Origin of the sequence: Bradyrhizobium sp. Mp27 (genome assembly GCF_029953005.1) — a bacterium.
GTDB classification, from domain to species: Bacteria; Pseudomonadota; Alphaproteobacteria; order Rhizobiales; family Xanthobacteraceae; genus Bradyrhizobium; species Bradyrhizobium barranii.
Map to the genome: position 1 here is coordinate 1 of NZ_JASAUS010000112.1, position 16319 is coordinate 16319.

Consider the following 16319-nt stretch of genomic DNA (forward strand, 5'->3'; position numbering starts at 1 on the left):
AGCACGCCTCAAGCACCTTGCGATCTTTCCTCGAAAGGTGGACTTCTCTTGCTTCGGGTATCATCCCGACCTTGAATCACGACTCACGTTCCAAGAAAAGTGGGTACTAGGATGGAGGGCGAAGCATTGTTGGCGATGGCTCGACTGACGCGAGCGAGCTCCGCGAATTTTGGCGCGAGCGCGCTGGCTTACCTTACGACAATTTAGTAGCTCCACGAAAAGGCAAGGTTGTCGTTGCTCGAGACGGTTGCCCGCTTGCGATACGCTAATTTGTCCCGGACCCAAGAGCCTCAGCCATCATCCTGCATTCGCTTTCAGTTCGGCGGCCGTTATGCCGGCAACCGCGCAGGCTTCGTCGTTGTCGGAGGTGTCGCCGGAGACGCCGACGGCGCCGAGCAGCGTCGTGCCGTCGTGGATTAGCACACCACCCGGCACCGGTACGAGCGCGCCCTTGGCGATCGTATTTACGGCGTCGATGAAATAGGCCTGCTCCTGCGCGCGCTGGTACAAGGCGCGCGAGCCCATGCCCATGGCGAGCGCACCATAGGCCTTGCCGTGGGCGATCTCGGCGCGCATCAGGCTGGTGCCGTCCTGCGCCGCGGCGATCTTGAGCACGCCGCGTGCGTCCAGGATGGTGACAACCAGCGGCTTGAGCTTCAGCTCGGTGGACTTTGCGAAGGCGGCGTCGAGGATCTTGCGGGCGGTGTCGAGCGTGAGGTCAGCCATGGCTGGTTTCCTTTTTTGGTGTGAGAAGTGGAATTTGCTGCGGCGCGGTCGAGGCTCATCGCCAGCACGCGCGCGACGTGAAGCGCTTCGCGCTGGGCGCCGTCGTGGATCTGATGCCGGCAGGAGGTGCCGTCGGCAACGACGAGTGTATTCTGGTCGGCGCGCCGCACGGCGGGCAGCAGCGACAGCTCGGCCATCTCGATCGAGGCACCATAGGTGTCAGCGCCGTAACCGAACGCGCCGGCCATGCCGCAGCAGCTCGATTCGATGGTCTCGACCTTCAGGCCCGGAACGAGGCGCAGCACCTGCTCGACCGGCTTGAAGGCGGCGAAGGATTTTTGGTGGCAGTGGCCGTGCACGATGGCCTTGTCGGCGACGGTGCCGAGGGGCAGTTGCAGCCTTCCGGCCTCCGCTTCGCGCACCAAAAATTCCTCGAAAGTCAGCGCGTGGGCGCCGACGGCCTTGGCATCGTTGTCCTTGCGCAGCGAGGCGAGCTCGTCGCGCAGTGTCAGCAGACAGCTCGGCTCGAGGCCGACGATCGGCACGCCGCGGGCGGCAAAGGGCGCGAACGCAGCCACCAGGCGGTCGAGCTCGGCCCTGGCTTCGTCGACGAGACCGGCTGAGAGGAATGTACGGCCGCAGCAGAGCGGGCGACTGCCACTCGCCGGCCTGGAGAGGTGCACGCGATAACCGCCCGCCGCGAGCACGCGGAGCGCGGCGTCGAGATTTTCGCGCTCGTAGATGCGATTGAAGGTGTCCGTGAACAACACGACTTCGCGGCCGGTCTCCGGCCCGACCGCTTCCGCGGGCGGCACGAACACGTCGCTGCGGAAGGCGGGCAGGGCGCGGCGCGCGCTGATGCCGGCAAAGCGCTCGAACAGCTTTCGCAGCAGCGGGCTGCGGTTGCGCAAATTGGCGAGTGGCGCGAAGCGCGATGCGAGACCGGCATAGCGCGGGAGGTAGCCGACCAGGCGATCGCGCAGGGTCAGGCCATGGGACGCCGCGCGGGCGGCGAGCACCTCGATCTTCATCTTGGCCATATCGACGCCCGTCGGACATTCGTGGCGGCAGGCCTTGCAGGAGACGCAGAGTTTTAGGGTCTCCATCATCTCGTCGGAGGACAACGCGTCGGGACCGAGCTGGCCGGAGATTGCGAGCCGCAAGCTGTTGGCGCGTCCGCGGGTGACGTCCTTCTCGTTGCGCGTGGCGCGGTAGGACGGGCACATCACGCCGCCCTCGAGCTTGCGGCAGGCGCCGTTGTTGTTGCACATCTCGACCGCGCCCTGGAATCCGCTGCCAGCGCCAGGATACGCGGACCAGTCCAGCCTGGTCTTCAGCTCGGTGACGCGATAGTCGGGCCGGAAGCGAAACAGCGAGCGATCGTCCATCCGGGGCGCATCGACGATCTTGCCGGGATTGAGCACGCCTTCGGGATCGAAGCGGCTCTTCACCTCCCTGAAATCGGCGACAAGACGCTCGCCGAACATGGTCTCGTGGAATTCAGAGCGCACCAGGCCATCGCCATGCTCGCCGGAATGCGAGCCCTTGTACTCGCGCACCAGCGCGAAGGCTTCCTCGGCGATGGCCCGCATCGCCTTGACGTCCTTCTCCAGCTTCAGGTTCAGCACGGGCCGTACGTGCAGGCAGCCCTCGGAGGCATGCGCATACATCGTGCCGCTGGTGCCGTGCTTTTCGAAAACCTCGCTCAAGCGCGCGGTGTAGTCGGCCAGATGCGGCAACGGCACGGCGCAATCCTCGACGAACGAGACCGGCTTGCCCTCCTGCTTCATCGACATCATGACGTTGAGGCCGGCGGCGCGGAAATCGGCGATGCCGCTTTGCAGCGCGGGCTCGGTGATCTCCACCACGCCGCCCCATTTGCGTTTGTCGTTGTTCCAGCCGAAGCCGAGATCGCCCATCAGCTCGCCGAGCTGCTTCAGGCGCACCAGATTGTCCGCCTGGTCCTCTTCGGCGAATTCGACCACCAGAACGGCATCCGGATCGTCCTTGATGGCGGCGGAGATGATCGGTCTGAACATCGCGATGTCGCGGCCGAGCGCGAGCATGGTGCGGTCGACCAGCTCGACCGCGATCGGCTTGAGCTTGACCAGGTGCTGGGCGGCGTCCATCGCCTCGTAGAAACTGCCGAAATGACAGATGCCGAGCGCCTTGTTGCGGATCACAGGCCACAGCTTCAGCTCGACCTTGGTGGTGAAGGCGAGGGTGCCTTCGGAGCCGACCAGGAGATGCGCCATGTTGTTGCGCGCATTGCGCGGCGTCAGCGCATCGAGATTGTAGCCGCCGACACGGCGCTGCACCTTGGGAAAGCGCGCGGCGATCTCGTCGGCCTCGCGAGCGCCGAGATCGAGCATGTCGCGGAACAGGGCTCGCGCGCTGTCGTTCAAATCGAGATCTGAGAGATCGCGCGACACCTCGCCGTAGCGGCCCAGCGTGCCGTCGGCGAGCGCCGCCTCCATCGACAGCGTGTTGTCGCGCATGGTGCCGTAGCGCAGGCTACGGCCGCCACAGGAATTGTTGCCGGCCATGCCGCCGATGGTGGCGCGCGAGGCCGTGGAGACGTCGACCGGAAACCACAGGCCGTGCTTCTTGAGCTGGCGGTTGAGGTCGTCGAGCACGATGCCGGGCTCGACCACACAGGTGCGGCCCGCGACGTCGAGCGAAAGGATGTGGTTCAGGTACTTCGAGAGATCGACCACGAGCCCGTCATTGACGGTCTGGCCGCATTGCGAGGTGCCGCCGCCGCGCGGGGTGACCTTCAGGCCCTCGTCACGCGCGATCGCCAGCGCCCGCAAGGCCTCGTCCATGGTCCTGGGCACGACCACGCCGGCCGGCATGATCTGATAGAACGAGGCGTCGGTGGCGTAGCGGCCGCGGCTGAAGCCGTCGAACAGGACGTCGCCGGTCATTTCCGCGCGCAGGCGCCGTTCGAGCGAGGAGGCGTTTGTCATCCCTGGTCCCGGATTGACCCAGCGAGGCACAGCCTTGCTGACTTATTCATTATTTCTCACGATCGATTATATTATGAATTCAAAATGAGCAAGTCGGCCGCCCCTCAGGGTGAGGCCGGCGCGTCCTCTTGGGGTTCGGTCAGGTGCTCGATCGCGGCCGCCCGCTTGTTGCGCAGGTGCTGGAACAGGATGTCGCTGAGCTCGCTGGCGGCGCGGCGGCGCAGCGCGTCGAGGATGGCCTCGTGCTCGCGCATCGCTTCCGCCCAGCGCTGCCGCTTGCGGGCGAAATTGGCGGAGTAGCGGACCCGGCGGATGCGGCCTGCGAAGTTGGCGTAGGCGCTCTTCAGCGTCTCGTTGCGCGCGGCCGCGACGATGCTTTCGTGGATGCGCTGGTTGGTCTGGAAATAGCCGTGCATGTCGCGGTGCAGATAGTGGCCATACATCTCGTAATGCAGCTGCTCGATCGCGGTGATTTCCTCATCCGTAATGGCCTCGCAGGCGAGGCGCCCCGCAAGGCTCTCCAGCCCCGCCATGACGTCAAACAGCTCCTCGAGGTCGCGCTGGCTGAGCTGGCGGACGCGCGCGCCGCGGTTGGGCAGAAGCTCGATCAGGCCCTCGGAAGCGAGCACTTTCAGGGCCTCGCGCAGCGGCGTGCGGGAGATCCCGAGCATCGCGCAGAGCTGCCGCTCGGGAACGCGCGCGCCGTCGGGGATGTTGCCCTCGACCACGTAGTCGCGCAGCCGCAGCAGGATCTCGCCGTGAAGCGAGGCCTCCTGGCGGTCGCCGCCATTTGCGGCGGGTGGGGCGATCGGAACCCCGGTGTCGGGAATCGTGGATTTCATTTGCAGCACAATAGTTTGCCTGTTTGATCGCGTCGATGTTCACAATCGAATACCAAAATTCGATTGAAGTGACAAAAAATGAATGCAAAATAACCTCCAAAGCCGGCCAGAGTCCGCCGACAGGGAGGTTTTCATGCACCAAGGACGCCATTTCCTTCAGATTCCGGGCCCGAGCCCGGTCCCCGAGCGCGTCCTGCGCGCCATGGACATGCCGGTCATCGACCACCGGAGCGCTGAGTTCGGCGAGCTCGGCCGCGCCGTGCTCGAAGGCAGCCAGAAGATTTTCCAGACCGCAGGCCCGGTCGTGATCTTCCCCTCGTCGGGGACGGGCGCCTGGGAGGCCGCGATCGTCAACACGATGTCGCCTGGTGACAGGGTGTTGATGGTCGAGACCGGCCATTTCGCCACCCTGTGGCGGCAGATGGCGGGGCGGTTCGGCATCGAGGTCGACTTCGTGCCCGGCGACTGGCGCCGCGGCGCCGATCCGGCCGTGATCGAGGTGAAGCTCGCCGAGGACAAGGCGCGCGCGATCAAGGCCGTCATGGTCGTGCACAACGAGACCTCGACCGGCGCGACCAGCCGCATCGCCGAGATCCGCGCCGCGATCGACCGCACCGCGCATCCGGCGCTGCTGATGGTGGACACCATCTCCTCGCTCGGCTCGGTCGACTACCGCCACGACGAGTGGAAGGTCGATGTCAGCGTGAGCTGCTCGCAGAAGGGTTTCATGCTGCCGCCCGGTCTCGGCTTCAACGCGATCTCGGAGAAGGCCCGCGCTGCTGCGAAGACCAACAAGATGCCGCGCTCCTATTTCGACTGGGAGGAAATGCTCAAGCCCAACGCAAACGGCTTCTTCCCCTACACGCCGGCGACCAATCTGCTCTACGGCCTGCGCGTGGCCATCGCGATGCTGCTCGAGGAGGGGCTCGACAACGTGTTCGCGCGCCATCAGCGGCTGGCTGCCGCGACGCGTGCCGCGGTCAGTCACTGGGGCCTCGAGATCCTCTGCCAGGAGCCCTCAGAGTTCTCGCCGGTGCTCACCGCGGTATTGATGCCGCCGGGCCACGACGCCGATCAGTTCCGCAAGATCGTGCTCGACAATTACAACATGTCGCTCGGCTCGGGCCTGTCCAAGGTCGCCGGAAAAGTCTTCCGCATCGGCCATCTCGGCGAGTGCAACGCACTGACGCTGCTCGGCGCGCTCACCGGCGTGGAGATGGGCCTGTCGGTTGCGGGCGTGCCGCACCGCTCCGGCGGCGTCGACGCTGCGATGAAGCTTCTGGAGCAGCGCCCGCAGGGCAATACCTCGCCGCATCTGAAAGTGGTCGGCACTTAAGCCGCGCGGTGCAGGCTCTATCTCAACTGGCTGCCGCTGTTCTTCAAGAACAACTACAATCTCGACATCGAGAACTCGGCGCTGTTCGCCTCCGGCTTCTTCTGCGCCGAGCTGGTGATCGGCCCGATGTGGTCGATCCCGATGGATATCGCCCCGAAATATTCCGGCACCGCCTCGGGACTCATGAACACCGGCTCGGTCTTCGCCGCCATCGTGTCGCCGCTCGTTGCCGGCTTCGTGATCGACGCGACCGGCAACTGGTACCTGCCGTTCCTGATGTCGATGGGGCTGCTGCTGCTCGGTGGCTTCTCCGCCTTCCTGATGCATCCGGAGCGCCCGTTCACGGGGTTCACGGGGGCGCCTGCCTTCCCGAAAGGTGGTGGCCCGGAGTAGGGGAAGCGCGGCCGGGCGGGGGGCCGCCGGTTATGCATGGGTGGCGCCTTTAGGAGAGGGGACAAGCCGGTCAAATGGTGCTATTCGGCGGCCATCAAAACCAAGGCTAGACCGGGAAGGACGCCGATGACCGTGCACACTGGAAGGCATTTCCTACAGATTCCAGGACCGACCAACGTGCCCGACCGGGTGCTGCGGGCGATGGATATGCCGACGCTCGACCATCGCGGTCCGGAGTTCGCCGAGCTCGGTTTTGCGGTCCTCGCCTCGATGCAGCGGGTGTTCCGCACCCAGCAGCCCGTGATCATCTTCCCCTCGTCCGGCACCGGTGCCTGGGAAGCGGCGATGGTCAACGTGTTCGCGCCCGGCGACAAGGTTTTGATGTGCGAGACCGGCCAGTTCGCCGTGCTGTGGCGCGGCATCGCCGACAAGTTCAAGCTCGACGTCGACTTCATCCCGAGCGACTGGCGCCATGGCGCCGACCTCGCCGAGATCGAGAAGCACCTTAGCGCCGACAAGCAGCACACGATCAAGGCGGTCTGCGTCGTGCACAACGAGACCTCGACCGGCTGCGTGACGCCGCCGCTCGACGTGCGCAGGCTGCTCGACCGCGTCAAGCATCCGGCGCTGCTGATGGTCGACACCATCTCCGGCCTCGGCTCGATGGAATACGAGCACGATGCCTGGGGCATCGACGTCTCGGTCGCCGGCTCGCAGAAGGGCCTGATGCTGCCTCCGGGCCTCGGCTTCAACGCCGTCTCGGAGAAGGCGCTCGCGGTCGCCAAGGCCAACCCTGGCATGCGCTCCTACTGGGATTGGCAGGAGGTCATCTCCTTCAACAAGCTCGGCACCTTCCCCTACACGCCCGCGACCAATCTGCTCTACGGCCTGCGTGAAGCAGTCAAGATGCTGGAAGAGGAGGGGCTGGAGAATGTCTGGACCCGCCACAAGCGCCACAGCGCCGCGACGCGCGCCGCGGTCAAGGTCTGGGGCCTGGAGACGCAATGCGCCGATCCCGCCGCTCACTCGCCGGCGCTGACCGGCGTGCGCGTGCCCGATGGGCACGACGCCGACGCCTTCCGCAAGGTGGTACTCGAAAATTTCGACATGTCGCTCGGCACGGGCCTGAACAAGGTCAAGGGCAAGGTGTTCCGCATCGGCCATATCGGCCATTTCAACGACCTGATGCTGATGGGCACGCTCGCCGGCGTCGAGATGGGCCTGGATCTTGCAAAGATTCCGCACCGGAGCGGCGGCGTATTGGCGGCCATGGACGTCCTGAAGGGACGCGACGCGGTGCCGATGGCCAAGGCTCAGGTGGCTTGAACTGGTTTTTGAAAAGTGAAGTGAGCGCGCGATGAACCTACCTGCGACTGCTAACGAAGACCTGCTCTACTCCGTCACGGACGGCATCGCGCGGATCACGTTCAACCGCCCCCAGGCGCGCAACGCACTGACCTTCGCCATGTATGAGCGCATGGCGGAGATTTGCCAGGAGATCAACGCCGATCGCTCGATCAAGGCGCTGATCCTGACCGGCGCCGGCGACAAGGCGTTCGCCTCCGGCACGGACATTTCTCAGTTCCGTGCGTTCAAGACCGCGCAGGACGCGCTCGACTACGAGGCCCGCATCGACCGCGTGCTCGGCACGCTCGAGCAGTGCCGTGTGCCCGTGATCGCGGCGATCGCGGGCGCCTGCACCGGCGGCGGCGCCGGCATCGCGGCCTGCTGCGACCTCCGCATCGGTACCGAAACCACGCGCATCGGCTTTCCGATTGCACGCACGCTCGGCAACTGCCTGTCGATGTCGAACATCAGCCGCGTCGTCTCGCTGGTGGGACCTGCCCGCACCAAGGATCTGATCTTCAAGGCGCGGCTCGTCGAGGCGCAGGAAGCGCTGTCGCTCGGCCTGCTCAACGAGGTCGTGCCCGATGTCGAGACGCTGCAGCGCCGCGCCGATGAGACCGCCAAGCTCGTCGCAAGCCATGCGCCGCTCACGCTGGAAGCGACCAAGGAGGCGGTGCGCCGCATCCGCCGCACGCTGTCGCGCGAAGAGGGCGAGGACCTGATCCTCAAGGCCTATATGAGCGAAGATTTCCGCGAGGGTATGGACGCCTTCCTCAACAAGCGTACACCGAACTGGAAGGGCAAGTAGCGCGCAACACTAGGTCTCCGCGTCTCAATCATCCACTGGTGACCGCGAGACCGCCGAGGCACCGCCCTTGCAAGCCGCGAGGTCAACCCGGCCAGAAATACCCCCAGCGCAAAAGCAATTGTTCGCTCAGCCAGCCGATCCAAATCGCTGGCGCCATAAAAAGTCCGAATGGCAAGAATGCCATACTTCGCAGCGACTGCCGTCGCACGACAGCATTGGCGGTGTACGCGGCAATCGCTGAAAGTGCAGCCAATTCGATCACCGCAGCCGCCGTTGGGAGTTCGAGCCACGCACCGGCAACCGCGGCAAGCTTGACGTCCCCAAGTCCCAATCCGTCCCGGCCGCGCCAGTAACGGTAGAACAACAAGAGAAAAAACAACGGCAGACTTACCGCCGAGGCGCGAAAGACCGGACACAATATCGATGTTGCACTGGCATTGGGTGAGATTAATCCGCGTAACAAGGCAATTCCGAAAGCCACGGCGGTCAGCTCGTTTGGAATGAGGTAGTGGCGGGCGTCGTTGCAGGCGATGCCGAGCATTAAGGCGGCGAGGTATGCACCTAACAGCCCATCCGCGCCCGGCGCGATCATGAGGCTCGTGACAACGAGCACGAATACGACAACAGCAAATGCCAAAGTGCTTTGAATTACTTCTGGTTTTCGACCAGCGGAATTCCGATTGAAATAGACCATAGGCTCTCGGCATCTGCGAAACGAGGAAACGCGCCCGTTCTTCAATGAAGCGACTGGAGACCAGTGATCATATCGGTTGCGTCTGGTGTGTTGGCCGATGCGCCCGATGATCTCGCGGGCTTTGTGGCACAAAGCTGTGACAAATTATCTCTCACCGCCAGACAGTAGGGAATTCCCGAACGATCGTAGGCGGCAAACCGAACTGCAGCCTTGATTTGGTGACTCGCCTTCTATTCCAGTTCCGAGATTTCAGCGGTCGAGCTTGCAATCGATCTCATTCCAAAGTCATAAGCGGAGCGGTGCCGGGCCGGCTTGAACTGGCCGGCATTCGCCCGCACAATGCAATTCGCATTGCTTCGCGAATTGCCAATCCGAACAAGAACATAGGCGAAAAACTGGGGAGACGCACGTGGGACATGGAATGAAGGCCGCGGTCGTGCTGGCCGCCGCGCTTTGTGGCGCGCCGGCTTTTGCCGGCTGGGAGCCGACCAAGCCCGTCGAGATCGTGGTGGCCGCCGGCGCGGGCGGCGCCTCCGACCAGATGGCGCGGATGATGCAGGCCGCCATTCAGAAGAACAATCTGATGAAGCAGCCGATCGTCGTCTCGCTCAAGGGTGGCGCCTCGGGAGCGGAAGCGCTGATGTACATGAAATCCAGCGAAGGTGACCCGAACAAGGTGCTGATCGCCTATTCGCTGATCTACATGCTGCCGCTGTCGGCGAAGATTCCGTTCAACTGGCGCGAGCTGACGCCGGTCTCGGTGATCGCGCTCGACCAGTTCGTGCTGTGGGACAACAGCGCAGGTCCGAAGACGGTGAAGGAATTCGTCGCGGCCGCGAAGGCGGCGAGTTCGCCGTTCAAGATGGGCGGCACCGGCTCCAAGCGCGAGGATCACGTGCTGACCGTCTTCCTCGAGCAGAAGACCGGCGCGAAATTCTCCTATCTGCCCTACAAGTCCGGCGGCGAGGCCGCGACCCAGCTCGTCGGCAACCACACCGAATCCAACGTCAACAACCCGAGCGAAAATCTCGAAGTCTGGCGTGCCGGCCAGGTGCGCCCGCTCTGCGTGTTCGACAAGGAGCGCATCTCCTACACCAGCAAGGTGACGGACACGCAATCCTGGGCCGACATCCCGACCTGCAAGGAGGAGGGCGTCGACGTCCAGTATCTGATGCTGCGCGCGATGTTCCTGCCCGGCAAGGTCACGCCGGAGCAGCAGGCGTTCTATGTCGATCTGTTCCACAAGGTGACGCAGACCGCGGAATACAAGGACTACATGGAAAAGCAGGCGCTGAAGCCGATCTTCCTCACCGGCAAGGACATGGTGCAATTTCTCGAGGAGGACGACGCCACCAACAAGTCGCTGATGACGGAAGCCGGATTCGTCGCGAAGTAGCCGTCTCTCTTCTCCCTCTCCCCGTTCTTACGGGGGCGCGACGAGCTTCGCTTGCGCTGGGAGCGTCGGGGTGAGGGGCTTTCTCCGCGAGTCCAATTCTCACCGTCGCCGCGGAGGCTCCCCTTCACCCCGACCCTCTCGCCGCAAGCGGGGAGAGGGGAAATTGAGCGCACTCCATCCCTGACAGGTCATGTCCCAAACCGATCTTGAAATCGTCGTCGACGATCCGACCGCGCCTGAAGACGACTCACCCTCCGTCGTCTCCTCCGGCACGATCGAGATACTCGTCTGCCTGCTGTTGCTCGCGTTGGCCGCAACGCTTGGCTATGACAATTGGCGCACCGGCGCCTCCTGGGATTCGACCGGGCCGGAGCCCGGCTATTTCCCGTTCTATCTCTCCGTCATCCTCGGTGGCGGCAGCCTCTATGGCCTGATTGCGGCCTTCGTGGCGCACCGCGCGGTATCCGAAAGCTTCGTCACGCTAGCGCAAGCGCGCCGTGTGATGGCGGTGTTCGTGCCGACGCTGCTGTTCTGTCTGGTGATGCAGTTCCTCGGCCTCTACGTCGCGAGCTTCCTCCTGATCGCGGGCTTCATGCGGCTCGTCGGCAAGATCGCACTGTGGAAGTCGCTGCTCACTGCCTTCCTGTTCACGGCGATCATGTTCGTCACCTTCGACATCGCCTTCGACGTCATCATGCCGAAAGGGCCGCTCGAAGCGGCCTTCGGCCACTAGGCGCTCACGATGGAAGCTCTCGGTCTCTTGCTTCACGGCTTCGCCGTCCTGCTGACGTGGAAGACGCTCGTGCTGATGATGGTCGGGCTGGTGCTCGGCATCTTCGTCGGCGTGCTGCCCGGGCTCGGCGGCCCCAACGGCGTTGCGATCCTGCTGCCGCTCACCTTCACGATGGATCCGACCTCGGCGATCGTGATGCTGTCCTGCATCTACTGGGGCGCGCTGTTCGGCGGCGCCATCACCTCGATCCTGTTCAACATCCCCGGCGAGGCATGGTCTGTCGCGACCACGTTCGACGGCTATCCGATGGCGCAGCAGGGCAGGGCGGCGGAGGCGCTGACCGCGGCGTTCACGTCCTCCTTCATCGGCTCGCTGGTCGCGGTGCTGCTGATCACCTTCCTCGCGCCGATGATCTCGTCCTTTGCGTTGAAGTTCGGTCCGCCCGAGTTCTTCGCTGTTTATCTGCTGACCTTCTGCTCCTTCGTCGGATTGGGGCGCGAGGCCAAGCACAAGACGGTCATCTCGATGTCGCTGGGGCTTCTGCTCGCCGGCGTCGGCATGGACACGGTGTCGGGCAATCTGCGCATGACCTTCGGCTCGTCAGAGCTCTTGCGCGGCATCAACTTCCTCGTTGCCGTCATCGGCCTGTTCGGCATCAGCGAGATCCTGCTGACGATGGAGGAGCGGCTGGCGCTGCGTGGACACGCGGCAAGCATTTCGCTCCGCGTCGTGCTGAGCGTCTGGAAGGACCTGCCGAAATACTGGGTGACGCTGCTGCGTTCCTCCTTCATCGGCTGCTGGCTCGGCATCACCCCGGGCGGCGCGATCGCGGCCTCCTTCATGGGTTACAACCTCGCAAAACGCTTCGCCAAGGATCCCGAGAGCTTTGGCAAGGGCCGCATCGAGGGCGTGTTCGCACCGGAGACGGCGGCGCATGCCTCCGGCACCTCGGCGCTGCTGCCGATGCTGGCGCTCGGCATTCCCGGTTCCGGCACGGCCGCGATCCTGCTCGGCGGGTTGATGGTGTGGGGACTCAATCCGGGTCCGCTGCTGTTCGTGGAGCACAAGGACTTCGTCTGGGGCCTGATCGCCTCGATGTATCTCGGCAATGTCGTCGGCCTCGTGCTGGTGCTGACGACGGTGCCGATCTTCGCCTCGATCCTGCGGGTGCCGTTCGCCGCGGTGGCGCCGATGATCGTGGTGTCCTGCGCGATCGGCGCCTATGCGATCCAGAACGCGATGTTCGACATCTGGCTAATGCTGGGCTTCGGCGTCGTCGGCTACGTCTTCAAGAAGATCGGCATCCCGCTCGCGCCGTTCACCCTGGCGCTCGTCCTCGGCAACCGCGCCGAGGATGCCTTCCGCCTGTCGATGATCGGGTCCGGCGGCAACCTCAAGGTGTTCTGGTCGAACGGTCTGGTCGGCTCGATCACGACGCTCGCGATCTTGCTGCTGTTCTGGCCAGTGATCGATGGTTTGCTGAGCCGCGTCGGAGGAACGCAGCAGCCAAAGTCCTCGTCCCACTAGCTAGAGCGAGAGAAGGCCGGCTAGTGCCACATCCCAAACGCTTAGCCTGGGGCCGTATCTAAGCGTCACCATCTCGCGCTGATCTCATCGGTTCTTCACAGTCGACCATTCTCTGACGAGGGAGGCGAACGTCGATCTACTCGAAGTATTAAGTTGGTTTGTATTGAGGCCGCCACGACCGTTCAACGATATCACTGCATTCAGGTGCAGGGTCCAAGATTTCGTCTAATATCGCTGCAAGATTGGGCTTTCCAATATGAGTGCGCGTGAAAGGCTTTGCGGTGCCAAGCTTTGAGCGGGCTTCGAGCAACGTATAAATCGGCAAGTACTGGGTGTACCATTGGGCGAACACCTCGCCGCAACCGGGACATTGGAATTGTCCGGCTTCCGCTAAGGGAACGAACCGCATTGAACGTTCGTAAACAGACCCGCATGTTGGGCAGGACATTCGGTCATGAATCTTAGGGGCCATCCGAAGAGCTCACCATGAACGCTATTTGGCTCATCTGAGGCGGGGCTCTTTCCGCGGTGTCGATTTGGCTACTTCCAAGCCAATAGCTATATCCGAGAACTTGTCTATATTAAGGGAATCGGCAGAAGGAAACCTCAACCTTTGCCTGACCGAGCCCGTGCCAAACGTCTTACTCTGATGAATGGTTCTCAAATGGCCAAGAAAGTAAGGAGGCCGAGGCGGATCACAGAGGCGGTTTTGGTCAGCCTTGTTGTCTCGTCGTGCGTGAGCTCCGATCAGGCTTCCTCGGTGGCGACCGTTAAAACCGGTGCACCCTGGGCTCGAGACCTCAATGAGCCACCGCCTAGCCGAGCGCCGGTCATGAGCCCTGCGCAGGCGTCAGCTGATCTACGGGCCGCACGGGAGAAAGCATTGCGCTAACGCTTGCGGAACTCCCACTGCTTCTTCGTTATCCACGCTCTCCTGGTCGTTTTGTAGTTCACACGACCTTGGGCGCCTTTAGACCTGCGATTTCCTCCTGATCGAACCCGAACTCCTTCAGCACCTCATCAGTCTGCTCCCCAAACTCCGGCGGCCGCGCCGCCATCTTGCTCGGCGTGCGCGACAGCGTGACGGGTTGGCCGACCAGTCGAATGTGGCGGTCCTCGTCGTTCGGCACGTCCTGAGCGCAGGTCTTTGCGTGGGGTAATGGCTGAGAGAGGTCGGAGAATTCTCGCCAAACGGATGATCTTGCACGCAGATCTCGCAGCTCTTCTAGGCAGCGTCGGGAGTCTTCTCAGCCATGGCATTCATCTGGAGCCGGGGTTCAGATTGCCGTCCGGCCCGCGCGCTGCTGCTATTGGAGCGACGTGATCACGCACCGCCAGAAATCCTGCTTAACCCCAACTTCGCCCTCGAAATCGGTGTTGCCGATGATGTCTCAGAAGTGGATGATTGGGCCGTGAGGATGCAATTCATCTGCGACGTCTTAGAGAAAGGCATCCTGACAAAATCGAACGCCGCAAAAAGCAGATGAAAAAAGGGAGTAAGGCTGTTCTGCAGCGATGGCCGTGCAGCTGACACATCCGCGAGGCCAACGCGCTTTAATTCGTTAATGGCGCTTACGGTCCAGAATGGGGCGCCTTGCGTATACGAGCAATTCAAAACATGAAGGCCCGCGGATTCACAGTGACGAATGAAGCTAGATTTGGTGAAGAGAACAAAATGTCGAGGCGTGTGATATCCTCCCCAGGAACGATATCTAAAAATACGAGCGTCTAGCGAGTCGTAGTTGGGCGTTTTAATCCAAATGAGACCACCAGGAGAAAGTAGGCTCTTTGCCTTTTTCAGTATCTGGATCGGATCTGGAACGTGCTCGATCAGGTTTAGCATCAAGATCAAGTCAAACGTTTTTTCAGTCTCGAAGCCTTCAATAGGCGTGAGGTCAAAGTTGTGACCTTTGGCGCGGGCGACATCGGCCGCTCCAGCATCAATGTCTACGATCGTTGTATCAGCAATTCTGGAATCGGCTCTCTTCAGCCCGTCGAGGAGCCAACCGATTCCGCCTCCAACGTCTAATGCAGACAGGCGTTCTCCATTGAGTTGTTTGGTGATTGCTTGGAAAGCCCTGTCGTCAAGACGCTTCTTGAAGTGTAGTGCCAAGGTATCGGCTGCATTGGCGTGAAACGAATAATAGTTGGATGGATAGATTTCATTCAGCCGATCCGACAGCATCGGGTAAATGAACAGAATATCGCAGCTGTCACAGCGGTAGAAATCGAAGAGCCTGCCGGATGTAAAATACTCAACGTCGTTGGCTTTCGCGAAATGACGCACAGAACCATCGGCACAAATCGGGCACGTTATTTTGGTCATGTGAACCTGAAGAGACTGAGGAACGTTTTCAAATATGTGGAGCGACGCTGCTCGATAACCGATGCTAACTCCGTCTTGAGGAGATATGCCTCCATTTCATGCAAGTTGGTATAGGAAACCTGCGGCTCCCAGTGGTGCAGTAGGTGGCGATTGAATCCCGCGGCTCCGAATACCGAAGCGAATATGCCGGGTCCAAACACCCTCGTATAGGCGCCATGATCATGCTCATTGTAATCGACACATGGATCCGCAGAGGGGTCTCTATGTTCCAGCAACTGGCGAAGAGCGCCGAAGAGGGGGAAAAACATCACGGTCCCCAGGACCCACGCGGCGCAAAAAAGTAGCTCGTGAGAAAAGAAGGAAATCGTGACGATTGCAATGTGCGCAAGGAGACCCATGGGCCTGACCCATGTGCCTCGATCGACCCTCTTGGCTTTAGCTTCGAGTTCGGTGCGCGACCGCAGCACTTCCATCACTCGGACGCCAAACAGAGCCTTGATCAGAAATGCCAGATTAAGCGAGGAGAAATAAGTCGATTCGCTGTCGTCGATTTTGCCGAGCGCGCGATGATGCTGAAAATGGGTGATGCGGTACTGCTGAACAGATGTGCCTATCATCCAAGCAACCAGAATGTTGCATAGAAAATCACTCTGTCCTCTATCAGGGGCGAAATTGAAGTGAGCGCCTTCATGAAGGAACAGTTGCAGGTAGGCGATCCAAAAGCCAATAGAGATTGCACCAGCAAACACAATAAATAGCAGTCCATAGTCCATTTCCACGGGCACGGCGCGGACAAACGCAAAAGTAACAATCAGCGCAAAGTAGCCGAGCGCAATATCCAGATAGAGCCTCGTATAGTTGGGCGTCAGCGCCTTGATGAAGTCCGCGTATCTGAGACCTTCGTCATTTACGAGAAATGGCCTTAGTTCCTGAAACCTTCGCGAATAGTCATCATTACTATCGATCATTTGCCGTCACCCCGGAGATGGTTCGCCGCCTGAGCGTGCGCCGAGCGTCATTGGTTTCGCCCCCGTCTGGCTCAAGTTGAAGAGGTCAGGTTAATATTTCCATTCCCGGCCATCCTCCGATAGACGCGTTGAGCGAGAACGGACAGCGAACGGTAGCCGGGCGCAACAAACCGATGGATCATTAGATTCCCCCAGCGGGGCGACAATCTAATTCGCAACCTCTAATCGAGCAACTCATGACCGGCCCTTCGGCG

Annotated in this window: 11 protein-coding genes and 3 pseudogenes; 7 read left to right on the top strand and 7 right to left on the bottom strand. The window is 61.9% G+C overall.

The window, feature by feature from the left end:
- Window positions 1-297 precede the first annotated feature (297 nt).
- The 3 genes and pseudogenes from QJT78_RS36850 to QJT78_RS36860 all read right to left on the bottom strand — a co-directional run bounded on the left by QJT78_RS36850 (window position 298) and on the right by QJT78_RS36860 (window position 4537).
- Entirely contained in the window at window positions 298-726 is a 429-nt protein-coding gene (locus QJT78_RS36850; protein WP_028149692.1) for a heme-binding protein, read from the bottom strand.
- A pseudogene (locus QJT78_RS36855) lies at window positions 719-3695 on the bottom strand (FAD-linked oxidase C-terminal domain-containing protein). The gene QJT78_RS36850 and the pseudogene QJT78_RS36855 overlap by 8 nt, the downstream one beginning before the upstream one ends.
- Before the next feature lie 104 nt (window positions 3696-3799).
- The gene (locus QJT78_RS36860) at window positions 3800-4537 is read right to left on the bottom strand and encodes a GntR family transcriptional regulator (protein WP_028149693.1); all 738 of its coding nucleotides are present in this window, start codon (window positions 4535-4537) and stop codon (window positions 3800-3802) included.
- 82 nt (window positions 4538-4619) lie between these two features.
- On the opposite strand from QJT78_RS36860, the gene QJT78_RS36865 reads away from it, so the two are divergent.
- The 4 genes and pseudogenes from QJT78_RS36865 (at window position 4620) to QJT78_RS36880 (ending at window position 8421) form a co-directional block, all read left to right on the top strand.
- Window positions 4620-5873 (top strand): alanine--glyoxylate aminotransferase family protein, encoded by a 1254-nt coding sequence (locus QJT78_RS36865; protein ID WP_085965467.1) that lies wholly within the window; start codon window positions 4620-4622, stop codon window positions 5871-5873.
- Between the two features lie 15 nt (window positions 5874-5888).
- Window positions 5889-6215, top strand: a pseudogene (locus tag QJT78_RS36870) (MFS transporter); the annotation flags it as partial.
- Window positions 6216-6392: 177 nt separating this feature from the next.
- On the top strand, window positions 6393-7592 hold the full coding sequence (locus QJT78_RS36875) for an aminotransferase class V-fold PLP-dependent enzyme (RefSeq protein ID WP_028149696.1): 1200 nt from the start codon (window positions 6393-6395) through the stop codon (window positions 7590-7592).
- 31 nt (window positions 7593-7623) lie between these two features.
- Window positions 7624-8421 carry an enoyl-CoA hydratase/isomerase family protein gene (locus tag QJT78_RS36880; protein WP_028149697.1) on the top strand — a complete coding sequence of 266 codons (798 nt, stop codon included), beginning with the start codon at window positions 7624-7626 and terminating at the stop codon, window positions 8419-8421.
- An 82-nt stretch (window positions 8422-8503) separates the two neighbouring features.
- Here QJT78_RS36880 and QJT78_RS36885 read toward each other — a convergent pair whose 3' ends face one another.
- Window positions 8504-9115, bottom strand: a complete 612-nt coding sequence (locus tag QJT78_RS36885) for an A24 family peptidase (RefSeq protein WP_080586696.1) — start codon at window positions 9113-9115, stop codon at window positions 8504-8506.
- Window positions 9116-9536: 421 nt separating this feature from the next.
- Between QJT78_RS36885 and QJT78_RS36890 the strand changes: the two genes are divergently transcribed.
- From QJT78_RS36890 to QJT78_RS36900, 3 genes are all read left to right on the top strand, one after another.
- Window positions 9537-10511 (top strand): tripartite tricarboxylate transporter substrate-binding protein, encoded by a 975-nt coding sequence (locus tag QJT78_RS36890; protein ID WP_028149699.1) that lies wholly within the window; start codon window positions 9537-9539, stop codon window positions 10509-10511.
- 190 nt (window positions 10512-10701) lie between these two features.
- A complete protein-coding gene (locus QJT78_RS36895) occupies window positions 10702-11244 on the top strand; it encodes a tripartite tricarboxylate transporter TctB family protein (protein WP_028149700.1) in 543 nt (180 codons plus the stop codon).
- A gap of 9 nt (window positions 11245-11253) precedes the next feature.
- Complete coding sequence (locus QJT78_RS36900; protein ID WP_028149701.1) at window positions 11254-12771, top strand: tripartite tricarboxylate transporter permease; 1518 nt, start codon at window positions 11254-11256, stop codon at window positions 12769-12771.
- A gap of 950 nt (window positions 12772-13721) precedes the next feature.
- On the opposite strand, the pseudogene QJT78_RS36905 reads toward QJT78_RS36900, so the two are convergent.
- The 3 genes and pseudogenes from QJT78_RS36905 to QJT78_RS36915 form a co-directional block, all read right to left on the bottom strand.
- Window positions 13722-13910 (bottom strand): annotated as a pseudogene (locus QJT78_RS36905) (CoA transferase); the annotation flags it as partial.
- Window positions 13911-14095: 185 nt separating this feature from the next.
- Window positions 14096-15097 carry a class I SAM-dependent methyltransferase gene (locus QJT78_RS36910; RefSeq protein ID WP_281460455.1) on the bottom strand — a complete coding sequence of 334 codons (1002 nt, stop codon included), beginning with the start codon at window positions 15095-15097 and terminating at the stop codon, window positions 14096-14098.
- The gene (locus QJT78_RS36915) at window positions 15094-16065 is read right to left on the bottom strand and encodes a fatty acid desaturase (RefSeq protein ID WP_038976060.1); all 972 of its coding nucleotides are present in this window, start codon (window positions 16063-16065) and stop codon (window positions 15094-15096) included. The genes QJT78_RS36910 and QJT78_RS36915 overlap by 4 nt, the downstream gene beginning before the upstream one ends.
- Window positions 16066-16319: the final 254 nt, after the last annotated feature.

Bases quoted from the DNA above. Each gene is read 5' to 3' on its own strand.
- QJT78_RS36915 (WP_038976060.1), bottom strand. From the start codon at position 16,065: ATGATCGATAGTAATGATGACTATTCGCGAAGGTTTCAGGAACTAAGG.
- QJT78_RS36850 (WP_028149692.1), bottom strand. From the start codon at position 726: ATGGCTGACCTCACGCTCGACACCGCCCGCAAGATCCTCGACGCCGCC.
- QJT78_RS36910 (WP_281460455.1), bottom strand. From the start codon at position 15,097: ATGACCAAAATAACGTGCCCGATTTGTGCCGATGGTTCTGTGCGTCAT.
- QJT78_RS36890 (WP_028149699.1), top strand. From the start codon at position 9,537: ATGAAGGCCGCGGTCGTGCTGGCCGCCGCGCTTTGTGGCGCGCCGGCT.
- QJT78_RS36860 (WP_028149693.1), bottom strand. From the start codon at position 4,537: ATGAAATCCACGATTCCCGACACCGGGGTTCCGATCGCCCCACCCGCC.
- QJT78_RS36900 (WP_028149701.1), top strand. From the start codon at position 11,254: ATGGAAGCTCTCGGTCTCTTGCTTCACGGCTTCGCCGTCCTGCTGACG.
- QJT78_RS36865 (WP_085965467.1), top strand. From the start codon at position 4,620: ATGCAAAATAACCTCCAAAGCCGGCCAGAGTCCGCCGACAGGGAGGTT.
- QJT78_RS36895 (WP_028149700.1), top strand. From the start codon at position 10,702: ATGTCCCAAACCGATCTTGAAATCGTCGTCGACGATCCGACCGCGCCT.
- QJT78_RS36880 (WP_028149697.1), top strand. From the start codon at position 7,624: ATGAACCTACCTGCGACTGCTAACGAAGACCTGCTCTACTCCGTCACG.
- QJT78_RS36885 (WP_080586696.1), bottom strand. From the start codon at position 9,115: ATGGTCTATTTCAATCGGAATTCCGCTGGTCGAAAACCAGAAGTAATT.
- QJT78_RS36875 (WP_028149696.1), top strand. From the start codon at position 6,393: ATGACCGTGCACACTGGAAGGCATTTCCTACAGATTCCAGGACCGACC.